Origin of the sequence: Kitasatospora kazusensis (assembly GCF_039529945.1) — a bacterium.
Taxonomy (GTDB): domain Bacteria; phylum Actinomycetota; class Actinomycetes; order Streptomycetales; family Streptomycetaceae; genus Kitasatospora; species Kitasatospora kazusensis.
In genome coordinates this window covers 1-23,572 of sequence record NZ_BAAANT010000039.1, presented here as the reverse complement: position 1 = coordinate 23,572, position 23,572 = coordinate 1, and the positions used below count along the sequence as shown (strand labels likewise).

The window sequence follows — 23,572 nt, the reverse complement described above, 5'->3', positions numbered from 1 at the left end:
TCGAGTGCCCATGGCGCAGCCCTTGAAGACTGACCAACCCTGGAAGGGACGACGTGGCGGGTGACGGGCTCAAGTTCATCTCGGCGACCACGACCACGTTCAAGGCCGCCGGTCCGATGGCCCGGCTGGCCGCGCTGCGGGCCCGGATCAGGTACCTGCTGGAGCGTCCGCTGACGCCGTACTACCTGATCCTCGGCGCCACCCTGCTGCTGGTGGTGCTCGGCCTGGTGATGGTCTTCTCGGCCTCCCAGATCCTGGTGATGCAGCGTCACCTGCCGATCACCTTCTTCTTCCGCAAGCAACTGGTCGCCGCGCTGCTCGGCGGTGCGATGATGCTGGTGCTCTCCCGGATGCCGACGCGGGTCCTGCGAGTGCTGGTCTACCCGCTGCTGTGCGTGGTGGTCGGGGCGCTCGTGCTGGTCGCGATCCCGGGCATCGGGCAGCAGGTCAACGGCAACCGGAACTGGATCAACCTGGGCTTCTTCCAGATCCAGCCCTCCGAGTTCGCCAAGTTCGGGCTGGTGCTCTGGGGCGCTGACCTGCTGGCCCGCAAGCAGAAGACCCACATGCTGGACCAGTGGAAGCACCTGCTGGTGCCGCTCGTCCCGGGGACCCTGCTGATGCTCATGCTGATCATGCTCGGCGGCGACATGGGCACCACGATGATCCTGATCGCGATGCTGTTCGGCCTGCTCTGGATGGTGGGCGCGCCACTGCGGCTGTTCGGCGCGACGCTCGGTGTCGCGGTGGCGGCCTGCACCGCGCTGATCATCACGGTGCCGCACCGGCTCGACCGGCTGGCCTGCATCGGCGTCACCAAACCCGATCCGAACCTGAACTGCTTCCAGGCGCTGCACGGCCTGTACGCCTTCGCGGCGGGTGGTCCGTTCGGGTCCGGACTGGGCGCCGGGACGGAGAAATGGGGTCAGTTGCCGGAGGCGCACACCGACTTCATCTTCGCCGCGACAGGCGAGGAGCTCGGTCTGGTGGGGACGCTGTCGGTTCTCGGTCTCTTCGCGGCACTAGGCTACGCGGGTATCCGAGTGGCCATCGGCACGAAGGACCCCTTCGTCAGGTATGCCGCGGGAGCCGCCACCACGTGGATCATGGCCCAAGCCATGATCAACCTGGGGTCGGCACTGGGACTGCTGCCCATCGCGGGCGTCCCGCTCCCGCTGTTCTCCTACGGCGGGTCCGCCATGCTGTCGGCCCTCTGCGCCATCGGGGTGCTGCTCTGCTTCGCACGCAGCACTCCCGGGGCGAAGAAGGCGCTGGCCGCTCGGAGCAAGAACTCCCGGGTCAGGACTGGCCTGTCCCGGGTGCTGCCACGACGACGAACCACAGCGCGCCCTGCTCCCCGGCCGGCGCGCAGGGAGCGGTGAATTTCGGTGCATGTCGTACTCGCCGGCGGCGGGACCGCCGGTCACATCGAGCCGGCCCTCGCCCTCGCGGACGCCCTCCGCAGGCACGACCCGTCCATCGGGATCACCGCCCTGGGCACCGAACGCGGTCTGGAGACCCGGCTGGTGCCCGAGCGCGGCTACCAGCTGGAGCTGATCCCGGCCGTACCGCTGCCACGTAAGCCCACCCCCGAGCTGATCACCGTCCCGGGCCGCCTGCGCGGCACCGTCCGGGCCGCCCAGGAGATCATCGAGCGGGTCCAGGCGGACTGCGTGGTCGGCTTCGGCGGCTACGTGGCGATGCCCGCCTACCTGGCCGCCAAACGGGCCGGGGTGCCGATCGTGGTGCACGAGGCCAACGCGCGCCCCGGGCTGGCCAACAAGATCGGTGCCCGCTACTCCGACTTCGTGGCCGTCTCCACCCCGGACAGCAAGCTGCGCGACTCCCGCTACATCGGTATCCCGCTGCGGCGCACCATCGCCACGCTGGACCGGAACGCGGTGCGTCCGGAGGCCCGGCACTACTTCGGCCTGGACCAGCGGCTGCCCACGCTGCTGGTCTCCGGCGGCTCGCAGGGCGCCCGGCGCCTGAACGAGACCGTCCAGGCGATCGCGCCGCGCCTCCAGCAGTACGGGGTGCAGATCCTGCACGCCGTCGGCCCGAAGAACGAGCTGCCGCACATCGACGACATCCCCGGGATGCCGCCGTACCGCGCGGTGCCGTACGTGGACCGGATGGACCTCGCGTACGCCGCCGCCGACCTGATGCTCTGCCGGGCCGGCGCGATGACCGTCGCCGAGCTGGCCGCGGTCGGCCTGCCCGCCGCGTTCGTGCCGCTGCCGATCGGCAACGGCGAGCAGCGGCTGAACGCCCAGCCGATGGTGAAGGCCGGCGGTGGTCTGCTGGTGGACGACGCCGAGCTGACGCCGGACTGGGTGCTCTCGAACGTCCTCCCGGTGCTGACCAACCCGCAGAAGCTGTGGGAGATGAGCCGCGCGGCCTCCGAATTCGGCCGCCGGGACGCCGACGACCTGCTGGTCGGAATGGTGTACGAGGCGATCGACGCCGCCAGGGGCGGCCGCCGACGTGGCTGACGCCTCGGTTCTCGACGACGCCCTGGAGGACGAGGAGTACGGGCCGCCCGCGGCCCGGCTCCGGCTCTCCCGGCGCGGGGTCGTGGTGCTGAGTGCGGCGGGCGCGCTGCTCGCGGGCCTGGTCTGCTGGCTGGTCTTCTTCTCCGCGGTCCTGGACGTGCGCAGCGTCGCCGTCCAGGGCCTCACGGACGACCGGCTGACGGCGGACCAGGTCCGCGAGGCGCTCGGCGACCTGCGCAGCGGGCCGCTCGCCCGGGTCGACCTGGACGAGGCCCGGCACCGGGTCGAGGCCATCCCCCGGGTGGCGAAGGCGGAGGTCTGGCGGGGGTGGCCGCACACCCTTCGGGTGAAGCTGGTCGAGCGTAAAGCGGTGGCCGCGGTCAGGACCGACGATGGCAAATTCAGCCAGGTCGACGCCGGCGGGGTGAGTTTCGCCACCGAGGCGAGCGCCCCCGCCGGGGTTCCGGTGGTGGAGCTGGCACTCGGTCAGCAGGCGAACGAATCCCTGGCGGTGATCGGCCGGCCCGAGTTGGTGCGGGCCGCGATCACCGTGGCCGCAGGGCTCCCGCAGGACGTCCAGGGGCGTGCCGGAGCGGTTCGGGTGTACTCGTACGACGACATCCGCGTGCAGCTCAGCGGGGGTGCGACGGTGTTCTGGGGCAGTGCCGAGCGGACGGACCGCAAGGCCAAGGTGCTCACCGCGCTGCTGGGGCAGAAGGGCGCGAATTATGACGTGAGTGCGCCGGACGCGCCTGCGGTGTCGGGTTGATCCGGTAAGTTCTAGGTCCGAGGGCGGTATTGACGGAGCCCCGGCTCCTGGCCGACCCTCGGTGGTCACCCCCCGGTTTCACCGGGCGGTTGATGATCACATAGGCTCAAAAGAAAAAAGGGAAGCTCGGCGTGTTCGTTGAACACCGGCCCGTCGCGACCTAGTGTCCTGTGTCACCAGGCAGTTCCTGGCAGCAGCTTCGCGCCGTCTTGCCGGAACGGTGACCTGACGTAGGCACACCAGTAACTCTAAACGTCAAGTTTAGGGTTCGGGTCGGTGGTCGGAATTTCGGACATACAGTCACGAAACCGTACTCCCAACCCATCGACATCCGTCGGTTTCCACGCACCGTGGGGGACCGACCCGGAAATTCGAGGCGAGAGGCCTTCGACGTGGCAGCACCGCAGAACTACCTCGCAGTCATCAAGGTCGTCGGTATCGGCGGCGGTGGTGTCAACGCCATCAACCGGATGATCGAGGTCGGTCTCAAGGGCGTCGAGTTCATCGCGATCAACACCGATGCGCAGGCCCTCCTGATGAGCGACGCCGACGTCAAGCTCGACGTGGGCCGTGAACTCACCCGGGGCCTCGGCGCCGGGGCCAACCCCGAGGTCGGCCGCAAGGCCGCCGAGGACCACCGCGACGAGATCGAGGAGGTCCTCAAGGGGGCCGACATGGTCTTCGTCACCGCCGGCGAGGGCGGCGGCACCGGCACCGGCGGCGCGCCCGTGGTCGCCAACATCGCCCGCTCGCTCGGCGCGCTCACCATCGGCGTGGTCACCCGCCCCTTCACCTTCGAGGGCCGCCGCCGCGCGAACCAGGCCGAGGACGGCATCGCCGGCCTGCGCGAAGAGGTCGACACCCTCATCGTCATCCCCAACGACCGGCTGCTGTCCATCTCGGACCGCCAGGTCAGCGTGCTGGACGCGTTCCGCTCCGCCGACCAGGTGCTGCTGTCGGGCGTCCAGGGCATCACCGACCTGATCACCACCCCGGGTCTGATCAACCTCGACTTCGCCGACGTCAAGTCGGTCATGTCGGACGCCGGTTCGGCGCTGATGGGCATCGGCTCGGCCAGGGGCGAGGACCGCGCGAAGGCGGCCGCCGTGATGGCGATCTCCTCGCCGCTGCTGGAGGCCTCGATCGACGGCGCGCGCGGCGTGCTGCTCTCCATCTCCGGCGGTTCCGACCTCGGCCTGTTCGAGATCAACGAGTCGGCCCAGCTGGTCGCCGAGGCGGCGCACCCCGAGGCCAACATCATCTTCGGTGCGGTCATCGACGACGCCCTCGGCGACGAGGTCCGCGTCACCGTGATCGCGGCCGGCTTCGACGGCGGTCAGCCGCCGGCCATCGTCCGCGACCCGGTGGTCAAGGCGACCAGCCCGGCCACCCCGGCCGCCCCGGCGGCCGCCCCGGAGCGTCCGGCCACCCGGCCCTCGTACGGCATCGGCTCGGTGACGGCCCGCCCGGAGGAGTCCCGCTCGGGGTCCTCCGTCGGCACCGCCGCCCCGGTGCCGCCGCAGGTGCAGCCGGCCCGGCAGCCGTACGTGGAGAGTCCCGCCGAGGAACTCGACGTGCCAGACTTCCTTAAGTGACTGACACGTTTGTTCGCAACGGTGCTCACTTCGCCTTCACCGACCGGTGGGGCGGGGTGAGCACAGTGCCGTACGGGGAGCTCAACCTCGGCGGCGCGGTCGGGGACGATCCGGCGGCCGTCCGGCAGAACCGCTCCCTCGCGGCCCGCTCGCTCGGGCTCGACCCGGCCGACGTGGTCTGGATGAACCAGGTGCACGGCGCCGAGGTGGCCGTGGTGACGGAGCGCCAGCCGGAGGGGGAGGCCCCGAGGGTGGACGCGGTGGTCACCGACCGCCCGCTCGCCCTCGCGGTGCTCACCGCCGACTGCACGCCCGTCCTGCTGGCCGACCCCGTCGCCGGGGTCGTCGCCGCAGCTCACGCGGGCCGGCCGGGACTCGCCGCCGGGGTCGTCCCGGCGGCCGTCCGGGCGATGGCGGCGCAGGGCGCCTCGGTGGGGCGGATCATCGCGGCCGTCGGGCCCGCCGTCTGCGGGCGCTGCTACGAAGTCCCGGCGGCGCTCCGCGCGGAGGTCGCCGCACTGGTGCCCGCCGCGTACGCCGAGACCTCCTGGGGCACCCCGGCGCTGGACATCCCGGCCGGGGTCGCGGCCCAGCTGGCCGAGGCCGGGGTCACCGAGGTGGTGCGCTCCGAGGTCTGCACCCTTGAGTCGGCCGATCACTACTCCTATCGCCGCGAGCAGCGCACGGGCCGGCTCGCGAGCTACGTCTGGTTGGACAGCTGACACTCATGACGAACGACATCTACGCGCCGTTCCCGGGACGCTCCGACTTCTCGGCCGGGCTGACGCCGCGGCAGCTGGCCCGGTACGAGGAGCTCGGCACCAACCTGGAGGTCGTCGAGCGCCGGATCGCGGACGCCTGCGCGGCCGCCGGCCGCCCGCGCGACGAGGTCACCCTGATCGTGGTCACCAAGACCTACCCCGCCGAGGACACCGCCCTGCTGGCCGGTCTCGGCGTCACCGACGTGGCGGAGAACCGCGACCAGGACGCCGCGCCCAAGGCGGAGACCTGCGCCGCACTGCCGCTCACCTGGCACTTCGTCGGCCAGTTGCAGACGAACAAGGTCCGCTCGGTGGTCCGCTACGCGGATCTGGTGCACTCGGTGGACCGGCCGCGGCTGGCCGAGTCGCTCTCCGCCGCCGTCCTCAGGTCGGAGCGTGCCCCGCTGGGCTGCCTGGTCCAGGTCGCGCTGGACCAGGAGGCGGGGGAGGGCGCCGGCCGGGCCGGAGTGGGGCCCGGTGAGGTGCTCGCGCTGGCCGACCGGATCGCCGACACGCCCGGGCTGCGACTGGCCGGTGTGATGACGGTCGCCCCGCTCGCCGGACCACTGGCCGGGGACCCTGCCAGGGCCTTCGAGCGGCTGGCGGAAATCGCAACAGCCGTACGGGCGGCCCATCCTGCTGCCACCATGGTTTCCGCAGGAATGAGCGGGGACTTGGAGCAGGCCGTGGCGGCCGGGGCGACACATGTACGCGTCGGTACTGCGGTGCTCGGAGTGCGGTCACCGCTCCGGTAACGTCACCGAGTAAGTAGATCAGACTGCAGGACAAAACAGGACAGAACCTAGCAGCTGTCCACAGCGCTAGCGAACCGTGGATCGCATCTCCGCAGCCCTCCCCTCACCAACCTGACGGACCGTCGTCCTGACGGGGTGCAGGAAGGCCGCGCTGGTCGATATCGGCTGGGCCGCAGGCGAAGGCCGCCGGCGACGGAGCCGATCCACCACAGAGCGGAGGAGACAGGAGTATGGCCGGCGCAATGCGCAAGATGGCGGTCTACCTCGGCCTCGTGGAGGACGAGACGTACGACGGCCAGGGGTACGACCCCGACGACGACTACGACACGGACCCCGAGCCGATCCGGACCGGGCGGACGGAGGACCTGCAGCGGGCCGCCGCGGCGCCGGCCCCCGTCGCCCATATCGCTCCGCAGCCCGTCCCGGCCGCCGTGCCGATCCGGCAGGAGCCGCCGCGGATGGCTCCAGTGTCATCCATCACACCCGAACGCCGCCACAACCTGGAGAAGAGCGCCCCGGTGATCATGCCCAAGGTCGTGAACGAACGAGAGCCGTACCGCATCACCACGCTGCACCCCCGGACCTACAACGAGGCCCGTACCATCGGGGAGCAGTTCCGTGGCGGCACCCCGGTGATCATGAATTTGACCGAGATGGACGACACCGACGCGAAGCGACTCGTAGACTTCGCCGCTGGACTCGTCTTCGGTCTTCACGGCAGTATCGAGCGAGTGACGCAGAAGGTGTTCCTCCTGTCGCCTGCTAACGTCGATGTAACGGCGGAGGACAAGGCTCGGATCGCCGAGGGTGGGTTCTTCAACCAGAGCTGACCCGGCCACGACTTTACGTGTGGATCAGGAAACAGTGAGTGACTGCCAGGAAGTGGCTGACGGTTCGTCGGCCAGGGAGAGGGAAACGGGATGGGGATCGTGTGGCTGGTGCTCTACTGGGCACTCAGCGTCTTCCTGCTCATCCTGCTCTTCCGGCTGGTCATGGACTGGGTCTTCCAGTTCGCCCGTTCGTGGCGTCCCGGGAAGGCCATGGTCATGGTCCTGGAGGCCACGTACACTGTCACGGATCCGCCACTCAAGCTTCTTCGGCGATTCATCCCGCCGTTGCGTCTCGGGGGCGTGGCGCTCGACCTGTCCTTCTTCGTACTGATGATCATTGTGTTTGTCCTGAGATCGCTCGTGCTGACTCTGCCGTCTTGAGCGCTGCGACAGGATGCCGGTGTGCCGACGATCACGTTGAGGTGAAGAGATGCCATTGTCCCCCGAGGACGTTCGGAACAAGCAGTTCACGACCGTCCGCCTGCGTGAAGGCTATGACGAGGATGAGGTCGACGCCTTCCTCGACGAGGTCGAGGCCGAGCTGACCCGGCTGCTCCGCGAGAACGAGGACCTGCGCGCCAAGCTGGCCGCGGCGACTCGTGCCGCGGCGCAGAACCAGGCCAACATGCGCAAGGAGCAGCAGCCGCAGGACGCCCGTCCGGGCGGCCCTGTCCCGGCTGCCATATCCGGCCCGCCGGTTCCGGGCCAGCAGGGCCCCGGCCAGCCGCAGATGGGCCAGCAGCACGGTGGCCAGCAGCAGCTCGGCGGGCCCCAGCAGATGGGCCAGCAGCAGATGGGCAACCAGCCTCTGGGCCTGCCCTCCGGTGCTCCGCAGCTCCCCGCCGGTCAGGGCGGCCCGATGGGCCAGCAGCTCGGCGGTCCGCAGCAGATGGGCCAGCAGCAGCAGCTCGGCGGCCAGCAGCTCGGCGGGCCCCAGCAGATGGGCCAGGGCCAGCAGATGGGCACCATGGGCGGCCAGCAGCAGCTGGTGCAGCCGATGGGCGGTCAGATGCTGCAGCCGATGGGCGGCCAGATGGGTCAGGGCCAGCAGATGGGCCAGGGCCAGCAGATGGGCACCATGGGTGGCCAGCAGCAGCTGGTGCAGCCGATGGGCGGCCCGATGGGCCAGCAGCTCGGCGGCCCGCTCGGCGGTCCGATGCAGCAGCAGCAGCAGAACCCCGGCGGCGACAGCGCGGCCCGGGTGCTCGCGCTCGCGCAGCAGACCGCCGACCAGGCGATCTCCGAGGCCCGGTCCGAGGCCAACAAGATCGTCGGCGAGGCCCGCAGCCGCGCCGAGGGCCTGGAGCGGGACGCCCGCGCCAAGGCCGACGCCCTGGAGCGGGACGCGCAGGAGAAGCACCGCGTGGCGATGGGCTCCCTGGAGTCCGCCCGCGCGACGCTGGAGCGCAAGGTCGAGGACCTGCGTGCCTTCGAGCGTGAGTACCGCACCCGCCTGAAGTCCTACCTGGAGACCCAGCTGCGCCAGCTGGAGTCGCAGGCGGACGACTCGCTGGCTCCGCCCCGCCTCCCCGCCACCGCGTCGCTGCCGCCGGCCGCGTCGTCGATGGCTCCGGCCGGGTCGTCCGCGATGGGCGGTCAGCCCTCCTTCGCCACCCAGCAGTCGTTCGGTGGCAACGGGCAGTCGTTCGGCGGCCAGAGCGCGTTCGGCGGCGGCAGCGGTCAGCCCAGCTTCGGCGGCCAGCAGAACGGCGTCAACGGCGCCGCGCAGATGGCCCCCGTCGGGATGACGCAGCCGATGGCCGCGGTCCGCCCGCAGCCGCCGCAGCCGATGCAGCAGGCTCCCGCGCCGATGCGGGGCTTCCTGATCGACGAGGACGGCGACAACTAGGCACCGCCAACGAGGGCGCCCCCACCGCAGCACGCGGTGGGGGCGCTCTTGTCTTGTCCGGACTTCAGAGCGGGACGGGGTTGCTCCTCAGGGGCGCGTGGGGGTACCTCCCGGCCGAAGGCTGGGGGAGAACTGCGCGAATCGGGAGGACCCTGGGCCGCACCGCTTCACTGAACGGACTCGTGGTGCGAGTTGCGCTCCGGAGCCCGGGTGAACGAAGTCGCCTTCCGGTTCCGCGCAGTTCCTCGCGCCCCTGAAAAAAGACCCGCCCCGCACCCCCGGAGGGGCACGGGGCGGGGCGGGAGATTACGCCTTGCGGAGCTGGAAGGTCAGGCCGAGGGCTTCGTCCGTGAAGGACTCCGACTCCCAGTCGGCTGCTCCGGCGGCGAAGTCGACGGCGAGGACCTCGTCGGCGACGAGCTGGCCGTGCTCGGCGACGGCCTCGGCGGTCTCCTCGGTGGCGGCGCGCCAGCGCAGGACGATGCGGTCGGCGACGTCGAGGCCGGAGTTCTTGCGGGCCTCCTGGATCTGGCGGATTGCGTCGCGGGCGACGCCGAGCCGCTTGAGCTCCGGGGTGATGAAGAGGTCGAGCGCGACGGTGGCGCCCTGCTCGTTGGCCACCGCCCAGCCCTCGCGCGGGGTCTCGGTGATCACGACCTCCTCGGGGGAGAGGGCGATCGTCTCGCCGTTCAGCTCCACGGAGGCGCTGCCGGTGGCCCGCAGGCCGGCGGCGAGCGTGGCGGCGTCCGCCGCGGCCACCGCCTTGGCGACGTCCTGGACGCCCTTGCCGAAGCGCTTGCCGAGCGCCCGGAAGTTGGCCTTGGCGGTGGTGTCGACCAGCGAACCGCCCACCTCGGCGAGCGACTCCAGCGTGGTGACGTTGAGTTCCTCGGCGATCTGCGCCCGCAGGTCGGCGGGCAGTTCGTCCCAGCCCTGGGCGGCGATCAGCGCGCGGGAGAGCGGCTGACGGGTCTTCACGCCCGACTCGGCGCGGGTGGCCCGCCCGAGCTCGACCAGGCGGCGGACCAGTGACATGTGCCGGGACAGCTCGGTGTCGATCAGCGTCTCGTCCGCGACCGGCCAGGTGGCCAGGTGCACCGAGGCGGGAGCCTCCGGCACGACCGGGACGACCAGGTCCTGCCAGACCCGCTCGGTGATGAACGGCGTCAGCGGCGCCATCAGCCGGGTGACGGTCTCCAGCGCCTCGTGCAGGGTGGCGAGCGCGGCCGCGTCGCCCTGCCAGAAGCGGCGGCGGCCGCGCCGGACATACCAGTTGGAGAGGTCGTCCACGAAGCCGGAGAGCAGCCTGCCGGCGCGCTGGGTGTCGAACGCCTCCAGGGCCGAGTCCACCTCGCGGACCAGGGTGTTCAGCTCGGAGAGCACCCAGCGGTCCAGCTGCGGACGGTCGGCGGGCGCCGGGTCGGCGGCGGACGGGGACCAGCCGGCCGTGCGGGCGTAGAGGGCCTGGAAGGCGACGGTGTTCCAGAATGTGAGGAGGGTCTTGCGGACGACCTCCTGGATCGTCCCGTGCCCGACCCGGCGGGCCGACCAGGGCGAGCCGCCGGCCGCCATGAACCAGCGGACGGCGTCGGCGCCGTGCTGGTCCATCAGCGGGATCGGCTCCAGGGTGTTGCCCAGGTGCTTGGACATCTTCCGGCCGTCCTCGGCCAGGATGTGGCCCAGGCACACCACGTTCTCGTACGCGTTCTTGTCGAACACCAGGGTGCCGACGGCCATCAGCGTGTAGAACCAGCCACGGGTCTGGTCGATCGCCTCGGAGATGAACTGGGCCGGGTAGCGGCTCTCGAACAGCTCCTTGTTCTGGTACGGGTAGCCGTACTGGGCGAACGGCATCGAGCCCGAGTCGTACCAGGCGTCGATCACCTCGGGCACCCGGGTGGCGGTGCCGCCGCAGTCGGCGCACGCGAAGGTCACGTCGTCGATGTACGGGCGGTGCGGGTCGAGTGCGCTCTGGTCGGTGCCGGTGAGCTCGGTCAGTTCGGCCAGCGAGCCGACGCAGGTGAGGTGGTTCTCCTCACAGCGCCAGATCGGCAGCGGGGTGCCCCAGTACCGGTTGCGGGAGAGCGCCCAGTCGATGTTGTTGTTCAGCCAGTCGCCGAAGCGGCCGTGCTTGACGTTCTCGGGGAACCAGTTGGTGCCCTCGTTCTCCCGGATCAGCGCGTCCTTGACGGCGGTGGTCCGGATGTACCAGGACGGCTGCGCGTAGTAGAGCAGCGCGGTGTGGCAGCGCCAGCAGTGCGGGTAGCTGTGCTCGTACGGGACGTGCTTGAAGAGCAGCCCGCGCGCCTGGAGGTCGGCGACCAGGGCCTCGTCGGCCTTCTTGAAGAAGACGCCGCCGACCAGCGGGACGTCGACCGCGAAGGTGCCGTCCGCCTCGACCGGGTTGACCACCGGCAGGCCGTACTTGCGGCAGGTCGCGAGGTCGTCCGCGCCGAAGGCGGGGGACTGGTGGACGATACCGGTGCCGTCCTCGGTGGTGACGTAGTCGGCGTTCAGGACGTAGTGCGCGTCCTCGATCTCGACCAGGTCGAACGGGCGGCGGTACGCCCAGCGCTCCATCTCGGCGCCGGTGAACGACTGCCCGGTGGCCTCCCAGCCCTCGCCCAGCGACTTGGCGAGCAGCGGCTCGGCGACGACCAGCTTCTCGTTGCCGTCGGTCGCGACCACGTAGGTGACGTCCGGGTGGACGGCGGCGGCGGTGTTGGAGACCAGGGTCCACGGGGTGGTCGTCCAGACCAGCAGCGCGGCCTCGCCCGCGAGCGGGCCGGAGGTGAGCGGGAAGCGGACGAAGACCGAGGGGTCGACCACGGTCTCGTAGCCCTGGGCCAGCTCGTGGTCGGAGAGGCCGGTGCCGCAGCGCGGGCACCAGGGGGCGACGCGGTGGTCCTGGACCAGCAGGCCCTTGTCGAAGATCTGCTTGAGCGACCACCAGACCGACTGGACGTAGGACGGGTCCATCGTCCGGTACGCCTCGTCCAGGTCGACCCAGTACCCCATGCGGGTGGTCAGGTCGGTGAAGGCGTCGGTGTGCCGGGTGACGGACTCGCGGCACTTGGCGTTGAACTCGGCGATGCCGTACTTCTCGATGTCCTGCTTGCCGGAGAAGCCGAGCTCCTTCTCGACGGCCAGCTCGACCGGGAGGCCGTGGCAGTCCCAGCCGGCCTTGCGGGCGACGTGGTAGCCCTTCATCGTCCGGTAGCGCGGGAAGACGTCCTTGAAGACCCGGGCCTCGATGTGGTGGGCGCCGGGCATGCCGTTGGCGGTCGGCGGGCCCTCGTAGAAGACCCACTCCGGGCGGCCCTCGGACTGCTCCAGGCTGGCCTGGAAGACCTTGTTGTCCTGCCAGAAGGCCAGGATCTGGTGCTCGACGGCGGGGAGGTCCACCTGTGCGGGGACGGGGTTGTAGGTGCTCATCGCGGTTGTCTACCTCCGGCGGATGCGTGGACTGGCTTCCGACGGAGGGACGAGACGGCATGCCGCCCCGCGGTACCACCCTCCTTGGCCGCGTACTGCACTGCTGCGGCCCTCTTGTTTGGGCTTGCTGCCGGTTCTACCGGGCCTTGCGGCCGTTCTTCCGGCGGCTCCGGGGTGATCTTCCCGTCGCGCACACCCCCGGGCTCACACCGCCCCCGGGTCGCTCATGGCTGCGTACGTCGGTACTCGTCCCATCTGCGCCTTGCAGACCCAGTGTATCCGGCTCGACAAGCCGGTTTGCCGCCAACGCGCCCGCTCGCCCGAGGGCGGTTAGCCGATGTCGATCTGGGCACAACTTGGTCAGCACCCGAGCCGGGACGCTCGCGGGGTCGGTCGGTGGGCGGCTGCCCGGGTGGGATCGGTAAGAGGCATCGGTATGTCCCGTTGTGACCGGATTCGATGGGGATTATCGTTCCGGCACTGGAGGCCGCCGGGAACCGGCGGTTCGATTCGTTCGTGAATGAGGTCGAAAGCCATGACTGAGAAGGCATCCGGCGCGGGTACTGCCACCCAGCCGGCACGCAAGGTCGTGGCGGGCGACTCTGGGGAGGGGACCGTGACCACTACACGGCGTAAGACCGGCACCACCGGGCGGGTCGGGGCGACCAGCCGCACCCACACTGCGGCGGCCACCGGCGCGAGGGGCGGCGGCGCCGAGTCGGTGGATCCGGCCGAGCTGCCCGTACGCCCCGGTGAGGACCCCTGGACGGCCGAGGAGGTCCACGAGCTGCACACCGGACTCAACGTCGAGCTGGAGCGGCTGCGGGCCGAGATCGACGCCTCCGACGCGGCGATCGCCGGTCTGATGCGGGACTCCAACGACGGCGCGGGCGACGACCAGGTCGACGCCGGCACCAAGAACATCAACCGGGAGAGCGAGGTCGCCCTCGCCAACAACGCCCGCGACAGCCTCGCCCAGACCGAGCGGGCGCTGGCCCGGCTGGAGGGCGTCGGCTTCGGCCTCTGCGAATCCTGCGGCAAGGCGGTCGGCAAGGCCCGGTTGCAGGCCTTCCCGCGCGCCACGCTCTGCGTGCCGTGCAAGGAGAAGCAGGAACGCCGCTGAGGGCCGCAGTCCGGACCGCGGGGTCGGGCGCGTGGCGTACGCTCGACCCCGTAACGTCGGCCCGTTCTCCCTCAGCCTCCGGCTCGGGGGTACCCCCATCGCCAGCGGAGCGGATCATCAGTACGCCAGGTTCCCCCCAGACCCAGGACGACTCCGTCCCGACCGCGCCCGTGGAGGACGCCGTGGACGAGACCCCGGGCACCAGCGCAGCCGCCCCCGACGCCTCCGCCGACAACGGCCGGGCCGTGGTGCGGCGCCGCCGGATCGGCGTGCTGCTGGTGATCGCCGCGCTCGCCTACCTGATCGACCTGGGCAGCAAGCTGCTGGTGGTGGCCCGTCTCGAGGGCCACCAGCCGATCGGCGTGGCCGGTGACATCGTCACCCTCCAGGTGATCCGCAACGCCGGCGCCGCCTTCGGGATGGGCCAGGCGATGACGGTGGTCTTCACGATGATCGCGGCGGCCGTGATCATCGTCATCTGGCGGATCGCCCGCAAGCTCTACAGCCTCCCCTGGGCGATCGCCCTGGGCCTGCTGCTGGGCGGCGCCTTCGGCAACCTCACGGACCGGCTGTTCCGGGCCCCCGGGGTCTTCCGGGGCCACGTGGTGGACTTCATCTCCGTCCAGCACTTCGCGGTCTTCAACCTCGCGGACTCCGCGATCGTCTGCGGCGGGATCCTGGTGGTCCTGCTCTCCTTCCGCGGCAGCAACCCGGACGGTTCCACCCACCAGTCCGGCCAGTAGCCCGCCCGGGGGCGGCCCCCGGGACCTCCGGGGCGGCGCCGGCCGGGGCGGGACGCGGGGCCGCTGCGCGGGGCGCCTTGCGCCGCCCGGCGTGGAAGGGCACCGCGGTCCGGCATACTCGTACGGGTGAGTACCGCAGCGCAGACCCGTAGCCTCCCCGTTCCCGACGGCCTGGAGGGCGAGCGACTCGACGCCGCCCTCGCCCGGATGTTCGGCTTCTCCCGGACGAAGGCCGCCGAGCTGGCCGCCGAGGGCAAGGTGACCATCGACGGCACGACGGCAGGCAAGTCGGACCGGGTGGTGGCCGGGTCCTGGCTGGAGGTCGAGATCCCGGCCCCCGCCGCGGCCGTCCGGATCGTGGCCGAGCACGTCGAGGGCATGCGGATCGTCCACGACGACGACGACATCGTGGTCGTCGACAAGCCGGTCGGTGTGGCCGCCCACCCCAGCCCCGGCTGGACCGGCACCACCGTGATCGGCGGCCTGGCCGCCGCCGGCTACCGGATCTCCACCTCCGGCGCGGCCGAGCGCCAGGGCGTCGTGCACCGCCTGGACGTCGGCACCTCCGGCCTGATGGTGGTCGCCAAGTCCGAGCGCGCGTACACCGACCTCAAGCGGCAGTTCCACGACCGCATCGTGGAGAAGAAGTACAACACCCTCGTCCAGGGCCACCCGGACCCGATGAGCGGCACCGTCGACGCGCCGATCGGCCGCCACCCCAGCTCCGACTGGAAGTGGGCCGTCACCCAGGCCGGCAAGCCCTCGGTCACCCACTACGACCTGATCGAGGCGTACCGGGCCGCGTCGCTGCTGGACATCAAGCTGGAGACCGGCCGCACCCACCAGATCCGGGTGCACATGTCCGCGCTGCGCCACCCCTGCGTCGGCGACCTCACCTACGGCGCCGACCCGACGCTGGCCAAGCGCCTCGGACTGACCCGGCAGTGGCTGCACGCCGTCTCGCTGAGCTTCGAGCACCCCTCCGACGGCGAGTGGGTCCGCTTCGAGAGCGAGTACCCGGCCGACCTCCAGCAGGCGCTCGACATCATCTCCGCGGAGAGCTGACCGGTGGCGACCGTCCGGGTGGCCATGAGCCCGGCCGATCTGGAGCTGGTGTTCGGCGTGCGGCGCGAGGTCTTCGTCGTCGAGCAGAACGTGCCGGCCGACATCGAGTACGACGAGCTCGACGCCACCTCCCTGCACGTACTGGCGGTCGGCGCCGACGGCAGGCCGCTCGGCACCGCACGGCTGATCCACGGCGCCGAGGCGCTGGCGCTCACCGGCACCGAGGGCCGGGTGCTGCTCGGGCGCCTCGCCGTGCTGAAGGCGGCCCGCGGCACCGGGCTCGGCGCGGAGCTGGTCCGGGCGATCGAGCAGGCCGGGCGGGAGCACGGCGGGGTGGAGGTCGAACTCCACGCCCAGGTCCAGGCACTGGGCTTCTACGAACGCCTCGGCTACGCGGCCGAGGGGCCGGTCTACCCGTCCGCGGGCATCCCGCACCGGACGATGACCCGGGTGCTCTGACCCGTCACCGCGCATGGTCTACACCTGCAGGCCGTCCCCGACCCTGGTCGGGGGCGGCCTGTGACGTTCACCCCCCGGGCTTGATCGAGGTCCGACGAGGTGATCTGATGGGCCGCACTTGGGGGTGTTGTGTTCACGGAGAGCGGTTTGAGTGGGCTGGGGGCGGTACCGCCACTGGTCGACGGAGATGTCCTGATACGTCGTCCGGTGGCCGAGGACGCTGCCACCGTGCTGGCCGGCAGTCACGACCCGCTGGTCCGCGAGTTCATGCAGGGCGTCTTCCCACACCGTGACCTGGCGGAGGCGGCGGCCTGGATCGAACGGGTACCGCCGATGCTCTGGGAGCAGGACCGCGCCGCGTACTTCTCGGTGGTGGTCGGTGACGGTCCCTCAGTCGGCTGGGCCGAGCTGGTGGACCTCCGGCCGGAGGAGGGCGCGGCCGAGGCGGCGGTCTGGCTGCTGCCCGAGGCACGCACCATGCGTAACGCCACTCGCGCCCTGCGCCTGCTGTCCCGGTTCGGGTTCGAGCAGCTCGGGCTGCGCCGTATCGACGCCTATGCGGCAGCGGATAATATGCCGATACAAGTGGTTGGTGCCTATATCGGATTCCGCCGGGCCGGGTTCCGCCCTGATCTCTTCCGTAGCTCCCGTACGCACACGCTGCATGACGCTGTGTATGCCACCCTCGTACCTGAGGACCTGTGCTGACACCGGGTCGGCACATGAGTGCCACGTGTACTCGGTCTGAACGCCTTACGTATTTCCATATTTGCATGATCTAGAACCTCGCACCCGCGCTTTTCGCGCACGCACGCCCGCTCACGCAATTCTGGGGAGGACCCGCATGTCGGGGACAGTCGGACAGTCGGTGGCCGATAACGGTGGGGACCAGGCCGGGGAGCCGGGTATCCGGTTGAGTTCCGGTGCCGAGCACCTGCCAGGGGGGCGGACGGAGCTCCGGCTCGGCGCGGACGGAGCGCTGCTGGTCGAGCGGGTGACCGGGACGGGACGGGATCTGAGGCAGGGTCGGGTCGACGCGGCCCTGGTGCAGCGGGTGCTCACCGCGATCCGCGCGGCGGCCCCGGGGCTCAGCCCCGCCGAGGCGCCCGCCCCGCCGGTCCGGACGCTGCTCGTCACCGGGCTGCTGCCCGCCGGTGACACCCTGTGGGCGGACGGCACGTCAGCGCCGCTGCCCGACGTGGCCGCCGCCCTGGAGGCGCTCCTCGGGCAGGTGCTGAAGCCCGCCGCCGCCGCGCCGCTGCCGGGCGCGCTGGTCCGGCTGGACGGCCGCGGGCCCGACCTCGCCGACGGCACCCCGCAGGCGCTGGCCGCGATCGGCTCCGTCCAGGGCCGCCCGGCCTACGCCCTCGCCGAGCCCGGCCAGGGCTTCGGCCTCGCCGACCTGGAGACCCAGGGCTCGCTGGGCGGTTCGGGCGCCGAGTCCGGCATGCTGCCGACCGCCGTCGCGCTCGGCACGGTCGCCGGACGGGAACTGTTCGCCGTCGGCGGCGAGGACGGCGCCGTCCAGGTCTGGGACGCCGTCAGCGGGTCCCTGCTGCACGGCACCTCGGGCGGCGAGGGCGCCCAGGTGGTGGCGGCCGGCGTGGTCCAGGGGGTGGCGCTCGCCTTCTCCGGCGGCCGCGAGGGCGAGGTCCGCGCCTGGCGCGCCGAGGACGGCCGCGCGCTCGGACTGCTCTCGGTCGCGGGCCAGGGCGCCGCAGCGCTCTGCTACGCGCGTTGCGGTGACCTGCACCTGGTCGCCGCCGCCGGTGACGACGCGGTCGTCCGGGTCTGGGACGTGAACTCCGGCGAGCGGCTGCACCTGCTGGTCGGCCACCGCGACCGGGTCGCCGCGCTCGCCGTGCTCAGCCTCGGGGACCAGGCGGTCCTCGCCTCGTCCGGCCTGGACGGCGAGATCCGCCTCTGGGACCTCGCCACCGGGCAGCCGGTCTCCGTCCTCACCGGGCACTCCGCGACCGTCACCGGCCTGGCCTTCCTCGACCTCGCCGAGCGCCCGGTACTGGCCTCCAGCTCGTTGGACGGCACCGTCCGCACCTGGGACGTCTACGACGGCACCGCCCTGCACGGCTGGTCGGCCGGCGGCGGCTGGCTGACCTCGGCCGCCGCGGTCGAGCTGGCCGGCTCCCCGGCGGTCGTGACCGGCGACGAGAACGGCCGGGTCGCCCTCTGGGACCCCGCCACCGGCGCCCTGCTGGGCAGTTGCGACGCACCCGGGGCGGTCAACGCCCTGGCGGTCGCGCAGCTCGACGGCCGGCCGGTGCTGGTGGTCGGCCACGGCGACGGCACGGTACGCGTCCGGGACGCGGCCACCCGGGCCGAGCTGTACGTGCTCGGCCCGGACGGCGGACCCGTCAGCTCGGTCGCGGTGGCCGCCGCCGAGGAGGGCCAGGTGCTGGTCTGCGGCACGGCGGCCGGCGCCGTACGCTGCCACGCCCTGCGTGACGGCGTCCAACTGTCCGTCCCCACGCCGCACACCGGCCCCGTCAGCCGGCTCGCCTTCGCCGAGCCGGCCGGAACCGACACCCCGGCCGCGCTCGTCTCCGCCGGTGCGGACGGCACCGTACGGGTACGCAACGCCCTGGACGGCACGCCGCTGCTCCAGCTGATGGCTCATCAAGATGGCGTGACGGCAATGGCGTTGGGGGAGGCGGACGGCCACCGGCTGCTCGCCACGGCCGGCGCCGAGTGCACCGTCCGGCTCTGGGACGGCACCAGGGGCAACGCGGGTCCGGTGCTCGGCGGCCTTCCGCAGCCCGCCGAGGCGCTGGTCTTCGGCGCGCTGGACGGCCGTCCGGTGGTGATCGCGGGCAGCGCCGACGGCACCGTCCTGGTCTGGGACGTGCGGGACGGCCGGCAGACCGCGACGCTCACCGGCGGCGGGACCGCCGTGCGCTCGCTGGTCTGCCAGGACCTCGACGGCGAGGTCCTGCTGGCCGCCGGGGACCAGAGCTCCACCCTGCGGCTCTGGCACCTGGCCAGCGGCACACTGCTCAACGAGGCGGAACTCGACCGCGTCCCGCTCGCGATCGCGTTCGGTGAAGCGGGACTGCACGTGGTCGGAGCGGGTGGGGCGACCCTGCTCTAGGGCCGTCCGGGCCCCTCGGGCCCGATGCTCTTCGGTTGTCCGCCGGTACCGCCCACAGCGGTACCGGCGGACAACCCGGTGGTTCAGTTGGTTAGTTGTTAGTTGGTCAGTTCAGTCAAGTCAGTCAGATCAGTAGGTCAGTCAGGTCAGCCGGCCGACGGGCCGACAGGTCAGCAGGCCGGCCGGGTCCGATCCCGGCCGGCCAGGGGCGAAGGGGGAAGAACAAGTGGCGAACGACTCGTTCCGGATCGACATCGGGGAGGTCGAGGCCGCGGCCAAGCTGATCCGCAGCATGGTCGAGGACCTGCAGACCCCCACCGACCACCTGGACGCCGTGGTCCAGCAGGTCACCTCCACCGTCTACGGCACCGACGCGCTCGGCAAGGCGTTGACGGGTGCGGGTTCCTCGGTGGGCGGGCTGGCGGAGCACCAGAAGCAGGTGCTCGCGGGCATCCACACCTACCTGCAGAACTCGGCGGCGATGGCGGCGAACCTGCTGACCATGGTGGAGCAGCACCGCGCCACCGACGATCTGCAGGCCTCGGACCTCAAGCGCGTGCTGGACGGCGGCACCGGATCGACCGACGCCCTGCCGGTCGGGCAGGTCGTCCCCAAGGGCATCCCGGAGACCCCGGCGCTGCCGTTGACGCCGACCACCGTGACCGAGCCGGTCGCCCCGGCCCCGGACCCCGCACCGGCTCCCGCGCCGGCGCCCGCGCCGGACTCGACGTACCACAACCCGGCCGCGCCGACGCTGGACTACAACCACCCCCGGCCGGACCCGGAGACCGGGCCGCACGGCGGCGGTGGCGGTGGCGGCGGGCACCAGCTCATCTGACACACGGGGTCCGCCGGGATCCCGTCCGCTTGACCTGAACGTCCCTCGCAGACGGCCTTCCCGGCCGTCGACTGCCACCGTCCCAGCGCAGCCGGGCAGTCCGTCCAAGGAAGTGATTCGTCATGATCGAGCTGCCGTCCGACCTCGCCGACGTGCTCAAGACAGTGCAGAGCAACGAGAACGGCAAGAACATCGCCTTCCCCAGCGGGAACGAGGACGTGTTGGGGGACCTCGCCACGGCCTGGGAGAAGTGGACCGGCGTCGCGGACTCGCACATCCAGACCATCATCGCCAACGCGAAGCGGGCGATGGCGGGGATGTCGGGTCCGGCGGCCGACACCTTCGAGCAGTACCTGGAGAAGTACGCCGGCCGCGACGACTCGCACGCGCCCACCACCCTGGTGGCCGGGCAGGCCGTCGCCCAGTCGCTGCGCGGCGCCACCCAGGCGGTGGGCCAGACCAAGACCGAGATGATCCGCGAACTCCAGTACGCGAAGGAGTACATCGCGAGCCACCCCGGTGGCAAGCACGACGACGTCGCCCAGTCCGAGGGCGTCAAGGAGGCCGCGCAGACGTACAACACCTACGTCGGCCAGGTGGGCTCCGGCGTCGACTCGATGCTGCGCCAGAACGCCACCCACATCGAGGCGATGACCGGTGCGGGGAAGGGCTGCGCGCTGCCGGGCGCCGGTGGCGGCGGGGCCGGCGGCGGGACCGGCGGCGGCCCCGGATTCGGGGGCACCGGTCTCGGCGGCCCCGGTACGGGCGCCCCCGGAACCGGCCTGGACAGCTTCACACCGCCCGGGGCCCCGGGTACGGGCATCGACGGACTGGGCGGTCCCGGCGGCCCCGGTGGCGCCGACGGCCTGGGCGGCGCCGGTGGTGGTGTCGACGGCCTCGGCGGTGCAGGTGGCGGCGCAGGCGGAGGTGCGGACGGTGGCGGCGCAGGTGGCGGTGCGGGCGGCGGTGCGGGGAAGATGCCCCCGATGCACATCCCGGTGCCGAAGCTGCCCACGATGCCCGACGGGACCAGTCGGTCCGGTGGGGGCGGTGGGTCCGGATCGGGCGGTTTCGGCGGTCACGGGTCGACGCCGAGCCTGCAGCCGTTCAAGCCGCCGATGCCCGTCATGCCCGACTTCGGGAACGGCGGCTCGGGCAGTCTGGGCGGTCCGGGCGGAACCGGCGACGGCTGCGGGCCCGGCGGCCAGACAGGGACGCCGACCTTCCACCCCCTCCCGCTCGGCACCGGCCCCGGCCTCAGCCTGGCCGGCCTGCCCGGCTTCGACCCCGGTTCCACCGGCGGCGGTCCGGGTGCTCTGGGCGGTCTGGCGCCGTTCGGCAGTCCGGGCACCAGCGGGCTGACCCTCGGCGGTCTGGGCGGCGGCAGCACAGGTGGCGGTGGCGGTGGCGGCAGCCTCGGCGGCGGTCTGGGCGGCAGCCTCGGCAGCGCGCTCGGCGGGCTCGGCGGAGCCGGTGGCGCGCTCGGCGGTGCGTTCGGTGGCGGTGGTGGGCTCGGCGGTGGCGGGCTCGGCGGTGCCCTGGGCGGCGCAGGTGGTGCGCTGGCCGGCGGTGCGGGCCGCGCCGGCGGCGCGCTGGGTTCGGGCGCGGCCGGTGCCGCGCGTTCGGTCTCCGGGAGCGGCCTCACCGCCGGTGCCGCGGGCCGGGCGACCGGCGCGACCGCGGGCCGGGCCCAAGGCCCCAGCAGCATGGGCCACATGCCCGGCGGCATGGGCGGCGGCAAGGGCAGCAAGGAAGGCAAGAACGGCAACCGCTTCGTCCGCCCGACCCGGTTCGGCACCGAGGGCGAGGAGGAAGAGGAGATGCTGCACGGCGACTCCGGGATCGTCGGCCAGGTCACCGAACTGGAACCCCGCGACCGCCAGTGGCAGCGGATGCGCCAGCGCTGGATGGACGAGTCCCGTACGGAGAGCGCGGGTCACGCCGCCGCGCTGCCGGAGGAGGCCGTGGCGGGCGGCCAGCCGGCCAGCGAGAACGCCCTGCTGGCACAGCTGGCCGGTGCGATCCTCGGGCCGGACGCGGGGGCGGCGGCTGACGGCGGTTCCGCCGACGCGGCCGCGCCCGGCGCGGAGACGGCCTCGGGCACCGAGACGACCTCGGACGGCGGCGCCTCCGGCGGCAGCTCCGACAGCGGCTCCGGTAGCGGGGACGACGCCTACCTCGACCGGGCCCGGTCGGTGGCGTCCCGCCGTGGCCGGCCCGATGCCGAGCCGGCCGAGCAGCCGCGTACGGACGCGGCCGCCGCCGCACCTGCGGCTCCGGCCGCTGCGGCGCCCATCCGGGAGGAGGGCGGCTACCAGGTGCCCAGCCCCTTCCTCCGCGCCGCGCTCGCCCGGCTGGCCACGGCCCCGGCCGCCTGACAGTACCCAGCTCCAGACCCCAGACCCGGTCGGTCGGCCCACCCGGCCGACCGGGTGACCACGTTGATGAGGAATCGCCATGGATGAGCAGCAGAACACGGAGCTCCGTGCGACTGAGCGGGTCGAACCCGAAGGCTTCCAGGAGCGGCTGGCACCGGTCGAGGGTCTGGAGATGGGGCGCCTGCGCGAGGGGACGGTGGTCGACGCCACTCCCGTGATGGCGCGGGAGATGCCGTTCGAGAGCGTGCCGTTGCAGGCCCGTGAGGGGACGGTGGTCGACGCCACTCCGGCGATGGCGCGGGAGATGCCGTTCGAGGGTGTGCCGTTGCTGGCGCGTGAGGGGACGGTGGTGGACGCGACTCCGGCCGAGATGAGCCCGTTGCTGCCGCGGGAGGGCGTTCCCGCTGAGATGAGCCCTCTGCTGGCGCGCGAGGGGACGGTGGTGGACGCGACTCCGGCCGAGATGAGCCCGTTGCTGCCGCGGGAGGGCGTTCCCGCCGAGACCAGTCCCTTGTTGCCGGAGGAAGGGATTCCGGCTGAGAGCCGGTTGCAGCCGCGCGAAGGGACGATGGTCGACCGGACCCCGGTCGAGACGGGGGACAGCGCCCGGATCGCCGCCACGCCCACCCAGGCGACGCAGCTGACGCCCGCGCAGATCAGCAGCGCTCCGGCGTCCGGTTCGGGGTCCGGTTCGGGCGGTGGGGCCGGTCAGGGATTCCAGGTGAGTCCGGAGCAGTACAGCGCGGCGGTCTCGCCGATGCTGGCGGCTTCGGAGCAGATCGCGTCGCTGTACGCGGGCCTGAACTCGTACCTGCCGAGCATGGAGTCGCAGGCGCCGTGGGGCAAGGACGAGTCGGGCAAGCAGTTCTCCGAAGGAGACAAGGGCTACCTGAAGTACAGCGCCGACACCTTGAAGGCATTGAAGGGGATGCCGGACGGGCTGAAGTACATCGCTGACGGGCTGAAGGCGATGGCGCAGGGCTACGAGGGGGCGGACGGCTCCACCGCGTCCGGTCTCACCGACCAGGACAACCAGTTGCAGGCCTCGCCGCCGCCCACCTGGTCCCCGGGCGTCCACACGCCGATCAGCCCCAGCATCACCCTTGAGCACATGAACCAGAGCGGAAGGCACTGACCCGATGGCTGTCGAACTCCCCGAGCCTCTGCAGTGGGTCCTACTGCTTCTCGCCGGTACCCGTTGGCCCGAGGCCGACGAGGGCCAGTTGCGGGAGATGGCCGACCACTGGCGGAAGGTGGGCGCGGGCCTCCAGGACGCCGCGCACGCCTCGGACGCCGCGATGAAGCAGGCCCTGGAGGGTCAGCAGGGCGCTGCGGCCGATGCGTTGGCCAAGCACTGGGCCGACTACACGG

Annotated in this window: 20 protein-coding genes; 19 read left to right on the top strand and 1 reads right to left on the bottom strand. The window is 72.0% G+C overall.

The window, feature by feature from the left end:
- Positions 1 to 116 precede the first annotated feature (116 nt).
- The 9 genes from ftsW (at position 117) to ABD330_RS25655 (ending at position 9,054) form a co-directional block, all read left to right on the top strand.
- Complete coding sequence (ftsW, locus tag ABD330_RS25695) at positions 117 to 1,382, top strand: putative lipid II flippase FtsW (protein WP_344468395.1); 1,266 nt, start codon at positions 117 to 119, stop codon at positions 1,380 to 1,382.
- A gap of 6 nt (positions 1,383 to 1,388) precedes the next feature.
- On the top strand, positions 1,389 to 2,495 hold the full coding sequence (murG, locus tag ABD330_RS25690) for an undecaprenyldiphospho-muramoylpentapeptide beta-N-acetylglucosaminyltransferase (protein WP_344468365.1): 1,107 nt from the start codon (positions 1,389 to 1,391) through the stop codon (positions 2,493 to 2,495).
- The gene (locus ABD330_RS25685; RefSeq protein WP_344468364.1) at positions 2,488 to 3,264 is read left to right on the top strand and encodes a cell division protein FtsQ/DivIB; all 777 of its coding nucleotides are present in this window, start codon (positions 2,488 to 2,490) and stop codon (positions 3,262 to 3,264) included. The genes murG and ABD330_RS25685 overlap by 8 nt, the downstream gene beginning before the upstream one ends.
- Before the next feature lie 392 nt (positions 3,265 to 3,656).
- Positions 3,657 to 4,859: a cell division protein FtsZ gene (gene ftsZ, locus ABD330_RS25680; RefSeq protein WP_344468363.1), complete on the top strand. Its 1,203-nt coding sequence runs from the start codon at positions 3,657 to 3,659 to the stop codon at positions 4,857 to 4,859.
- Complete coding sequence (gene pgeF, locus ABD330_RS25675; protein ID WP_344468362.1) at positions 4,856 to 5,581, top strand: peptidoglycan editing factor PgeF; 726 nt, start codon at positions 4,856 to 4,858, stop codon at positions 5,579 to 5,581. Before ftsZ ends, pgeF begins: the two co-directional genes overlap by 4 nt.
- A gap of 5 nt (positions 5,582 to 5,586) precedes the next feature.
- Positions 5,587 to 6,375 (top strand): YggS family pyridoxal phosphate-dependent enzyme, encoded by a 789-nt coding sequence (locus ABD330_RS25670; RefSeq protein WP_344468361.1) that lies wholly within the window; start codon positions 5,587 to 5,589, stop codon positions 6,373 to 6,375.
- Positions 6,376 to 6,605: 230 nt separating this feature from the next.
- On the top strand, positions 6,606 to 7,205 hold the full coding sequence (locus ABD330_RS25665; protein WP_344468360.1) for a cell division protein SepF: 600 nt from the start codon (positions 6,606 to 6,608) through the stop codon (positions 7,203 to 7,205).
- A gap of 90 nt (positions 7,206 to 7,295) precedes the next feature.
- Positions 7,296 to 7,586 (top strand): YggT family protein, encoded by a 291-nt coding sequence (locus tag ABD330_RS25660; protein WP_344468359.1) that lies wholly within the window; start codon positions 7,296 to 7,298, stop codon positions 7,584 to 7,586.
- 49 nt (positions 7,587 to 7,635) lie between these two features.
- Positions 7,636 to 9,054 (top strand): DivIVA domain-containing protein, encoded by a 1,419-nt coding sequence (locus ABD330_RS25655; RefSeq protein WP_344468358.1) that lies wholly within the window; start codon positions 7,636 to 7,638, stop codon positions 9,052 to 9,054.
- A gap of 306 nt (positions 9,055 to 9,360) precedes the next feature.
- Here the strand turns inward: ABD330_RS25655 and ileS are convergent, their stop codons facing one another.
- Positions 9,361 to 12,489: an isoleucine--tRNA ligase gene (gene ileS, locus ABD330_RS25650; RefSeq protein WP_344468357.1), complete on the bottom strand. Its 3,129-nt coding sequence runs from the start codon at positions 12,487 to 12,489 to the stop codon at positions 9,361 to 9,363.
- 616 nt (positions 12,490 to 13,105) lie between these two features.
- Here ileS and ABD330_RS25645 point away from each other — a divergent pair.
- The 10 genes from ABD330_RS25645 to ABD330_RS25600 form a co-directional block, all read left to right on the top strand.
- On the top strand, positions 13,106 to 13,612 hold the full coding sequence (locus ABD330_RS25645) for a TraR/DksA family transcriptional regulator (RefSeq protein WP_344468356.1): 507 nt from the start codon (positions 13,106 to 13,108) through the stop codon (positions 13,610 to 13,612).
- A gap of 113 nt (positions 13,613 to 13,725) precedes the next feature.
- Positions 13,726 to 14,355, top strand: a complete 630-nt coding sequence (gene lspA / locus ABD330_RS25640; RefSeq protein WP_425555637.1) for a signal peptidase II — start codon at positions 13,726 to 13,728, stop codon at positions 14,353 to 14,355.
- A gap of 126 nt (positions 14,356 to 14,481) precedes the next feature.
- Positions 14,482 to 15,420 (top strand): RluA family pseudouridine synthase, encoded by a 939-nt coding sequence (locus tag ABD330_RS25635; protein WP_344468354.1) that lies wholly within the window; start codon positions 14,482 to 14,484, stop codon positions 15,418 to 15,420.
- A 24-nt stretch (positions 15,421 to 15,444) separates the two neighbouring features.
- Positions 15,445 to 15,879, top strand: a complete 435-nt coding sequence (locus tag ABD330_RS25630; protein WP_344468394.1) for a GNAT family N-acetyltransferase — start codon at positions 15,445 to 15,447, stop codon at positions 15,877 to 15,879.
- 129 nt (positions 15,880 to 16,008) lie between these two features.
- Entirely contained in the window at positions 16,009 to 16,587 is a 579-nt protein-coding gene (locus ABD330_RS25625; protein ID WP_344468353.1) for a GNAT family N-acetyltransferase, read from the top strand.
- A gap of 136 nt (positions 16,588 to 16,723) precedes the next feature.
- Entirely contained in the window at positions 16,724 to 18,985 is a 2,262-nt protein-coding gene (locus ABD330_RS25620) for a WD40 repeat domain-containing protein (RefSeq protein ID WP_344468352.1), read from the top strand.
- Positions 18,986 to 19,211: 226 nt separating this feature from the next.
- The gene (locus tag ABD330_RS25615; RefSeq protein WP_344468351.1) at positions 19,212 to 19,823 is read left to right on the top strand and encodes a hypothetical protein; all 612 of its coding nucleotides are present in this window, start codon (positions 19,212 to 19,214) and stop codon (positions 19,821 to 19,823) included.
- Between the two features lie 122 nt (positions 19,824 to 19,945).
- A complete protein-coding gene (locus tag ABD330_RS25610) occupies positions 19,946 to 22,201 on the top strand; it encodes a WXG100-like domain-containing protein (RefSeq protein ID WP_344468350.1) in 2,256 nt (751 codons plus the stop codon).
- A 79-nt stretch (positions 22,202 to 22,280) separates the two neighbouring features.
- Positions 22,281 to 23,336 (top strand): hypothetical protein, encoded by a 1,056-nt coding sequence (locus ABD330_RS25605; RefSeq protein ID WP_344468349.1) that lies wholly within the window; start codon positions 22,281 to 22,283, stop codon positions 23,334 to 23,336.
- Between the two features lie 4 nt (positions 23,337 to 23,340).
- Positions 23,341 to 23,572 (top strand): WXG100-like domain-containing protein (locus ABD330_RS25600; RefSeq protein WP_486327079.1); only part of this gene is annotated, 232 nt, incomplete at its 3' end.

Excerpts from the sequence above, each read along its gene's own strand:
- ftsW (WP_344468395.1), top strand. The coding sequence starts at position 117 with ATGGCCCGGCTGGCCGCGCTGCGGGCCCGGATCAGGTACCTGCTGGAG.
- ABD330_RS25670 (WP_344468361.1), top strand. The coding sequence starts at position 5,587 with ATGACGAACGACATCTACGCGCCGTTCCCGGGACGCTCCGACTTCTCG.
- ABD330_RS25665 (WP_344468360.1), top strand. The coding sequence starts at position 6,606 with ATGGCCGGCGCAATGCGCAAGATGGCGGTCTACCTCGGCCTCGTGGAG.
- ABD330_RS25660 (WP_344468359.1), top strand. The coding sequence starts at position 7,296 with ATGGGGATCGTGTGGCTGGTGCTCTACTGGGCACTCAGCGTCTTCCTG.
- ABD330_RS25655 (WP_344468358.1), top strand. The coding sequence starts at position 7,636 with ATGCCATTGTCCCCCGAGGACGTTCGGAACAAGCAGTTCACGACCGTC.
- ileS (WP_344468357.1), bottom strand. The coding sequence starts at position 12,489 with ATGAGCACCTACAACCCCGTCCCCGCACAGGTGGACCTCCCCGCCGTC.
- ABD330_RS25630 (WP_344468394.1), top strand. The coding sequence starts at position 15,445 with ATGAGCCCGGCCGATCTGGAGCTGGTGTTCGGCGTGCGGCGCGAGGTC.
- ABD330_RS25620 (WP_344468352.1), top strand. The coding sequence starts at position 16,724 with ATGTCGGGGACAGTCGGACAGTCGGTGGCCGATAACGGTGGGGACCAG.
- ABD330_RS25610 (WP_344468350.1), top strand. The coding sequence starts at position 19,946 with ATGATCGAGCTGCCGTCCGACCTCGCCGACGTGCTCAAGACAGTGCAG.
- ABD330_RS25605 (WP_344468349.1), top strand. The coding sequence starts at position 22,281 with ATGGATGAGCAGCAGAACACGGAGCTCCGTGCGACTGAGCGGGTCGAA.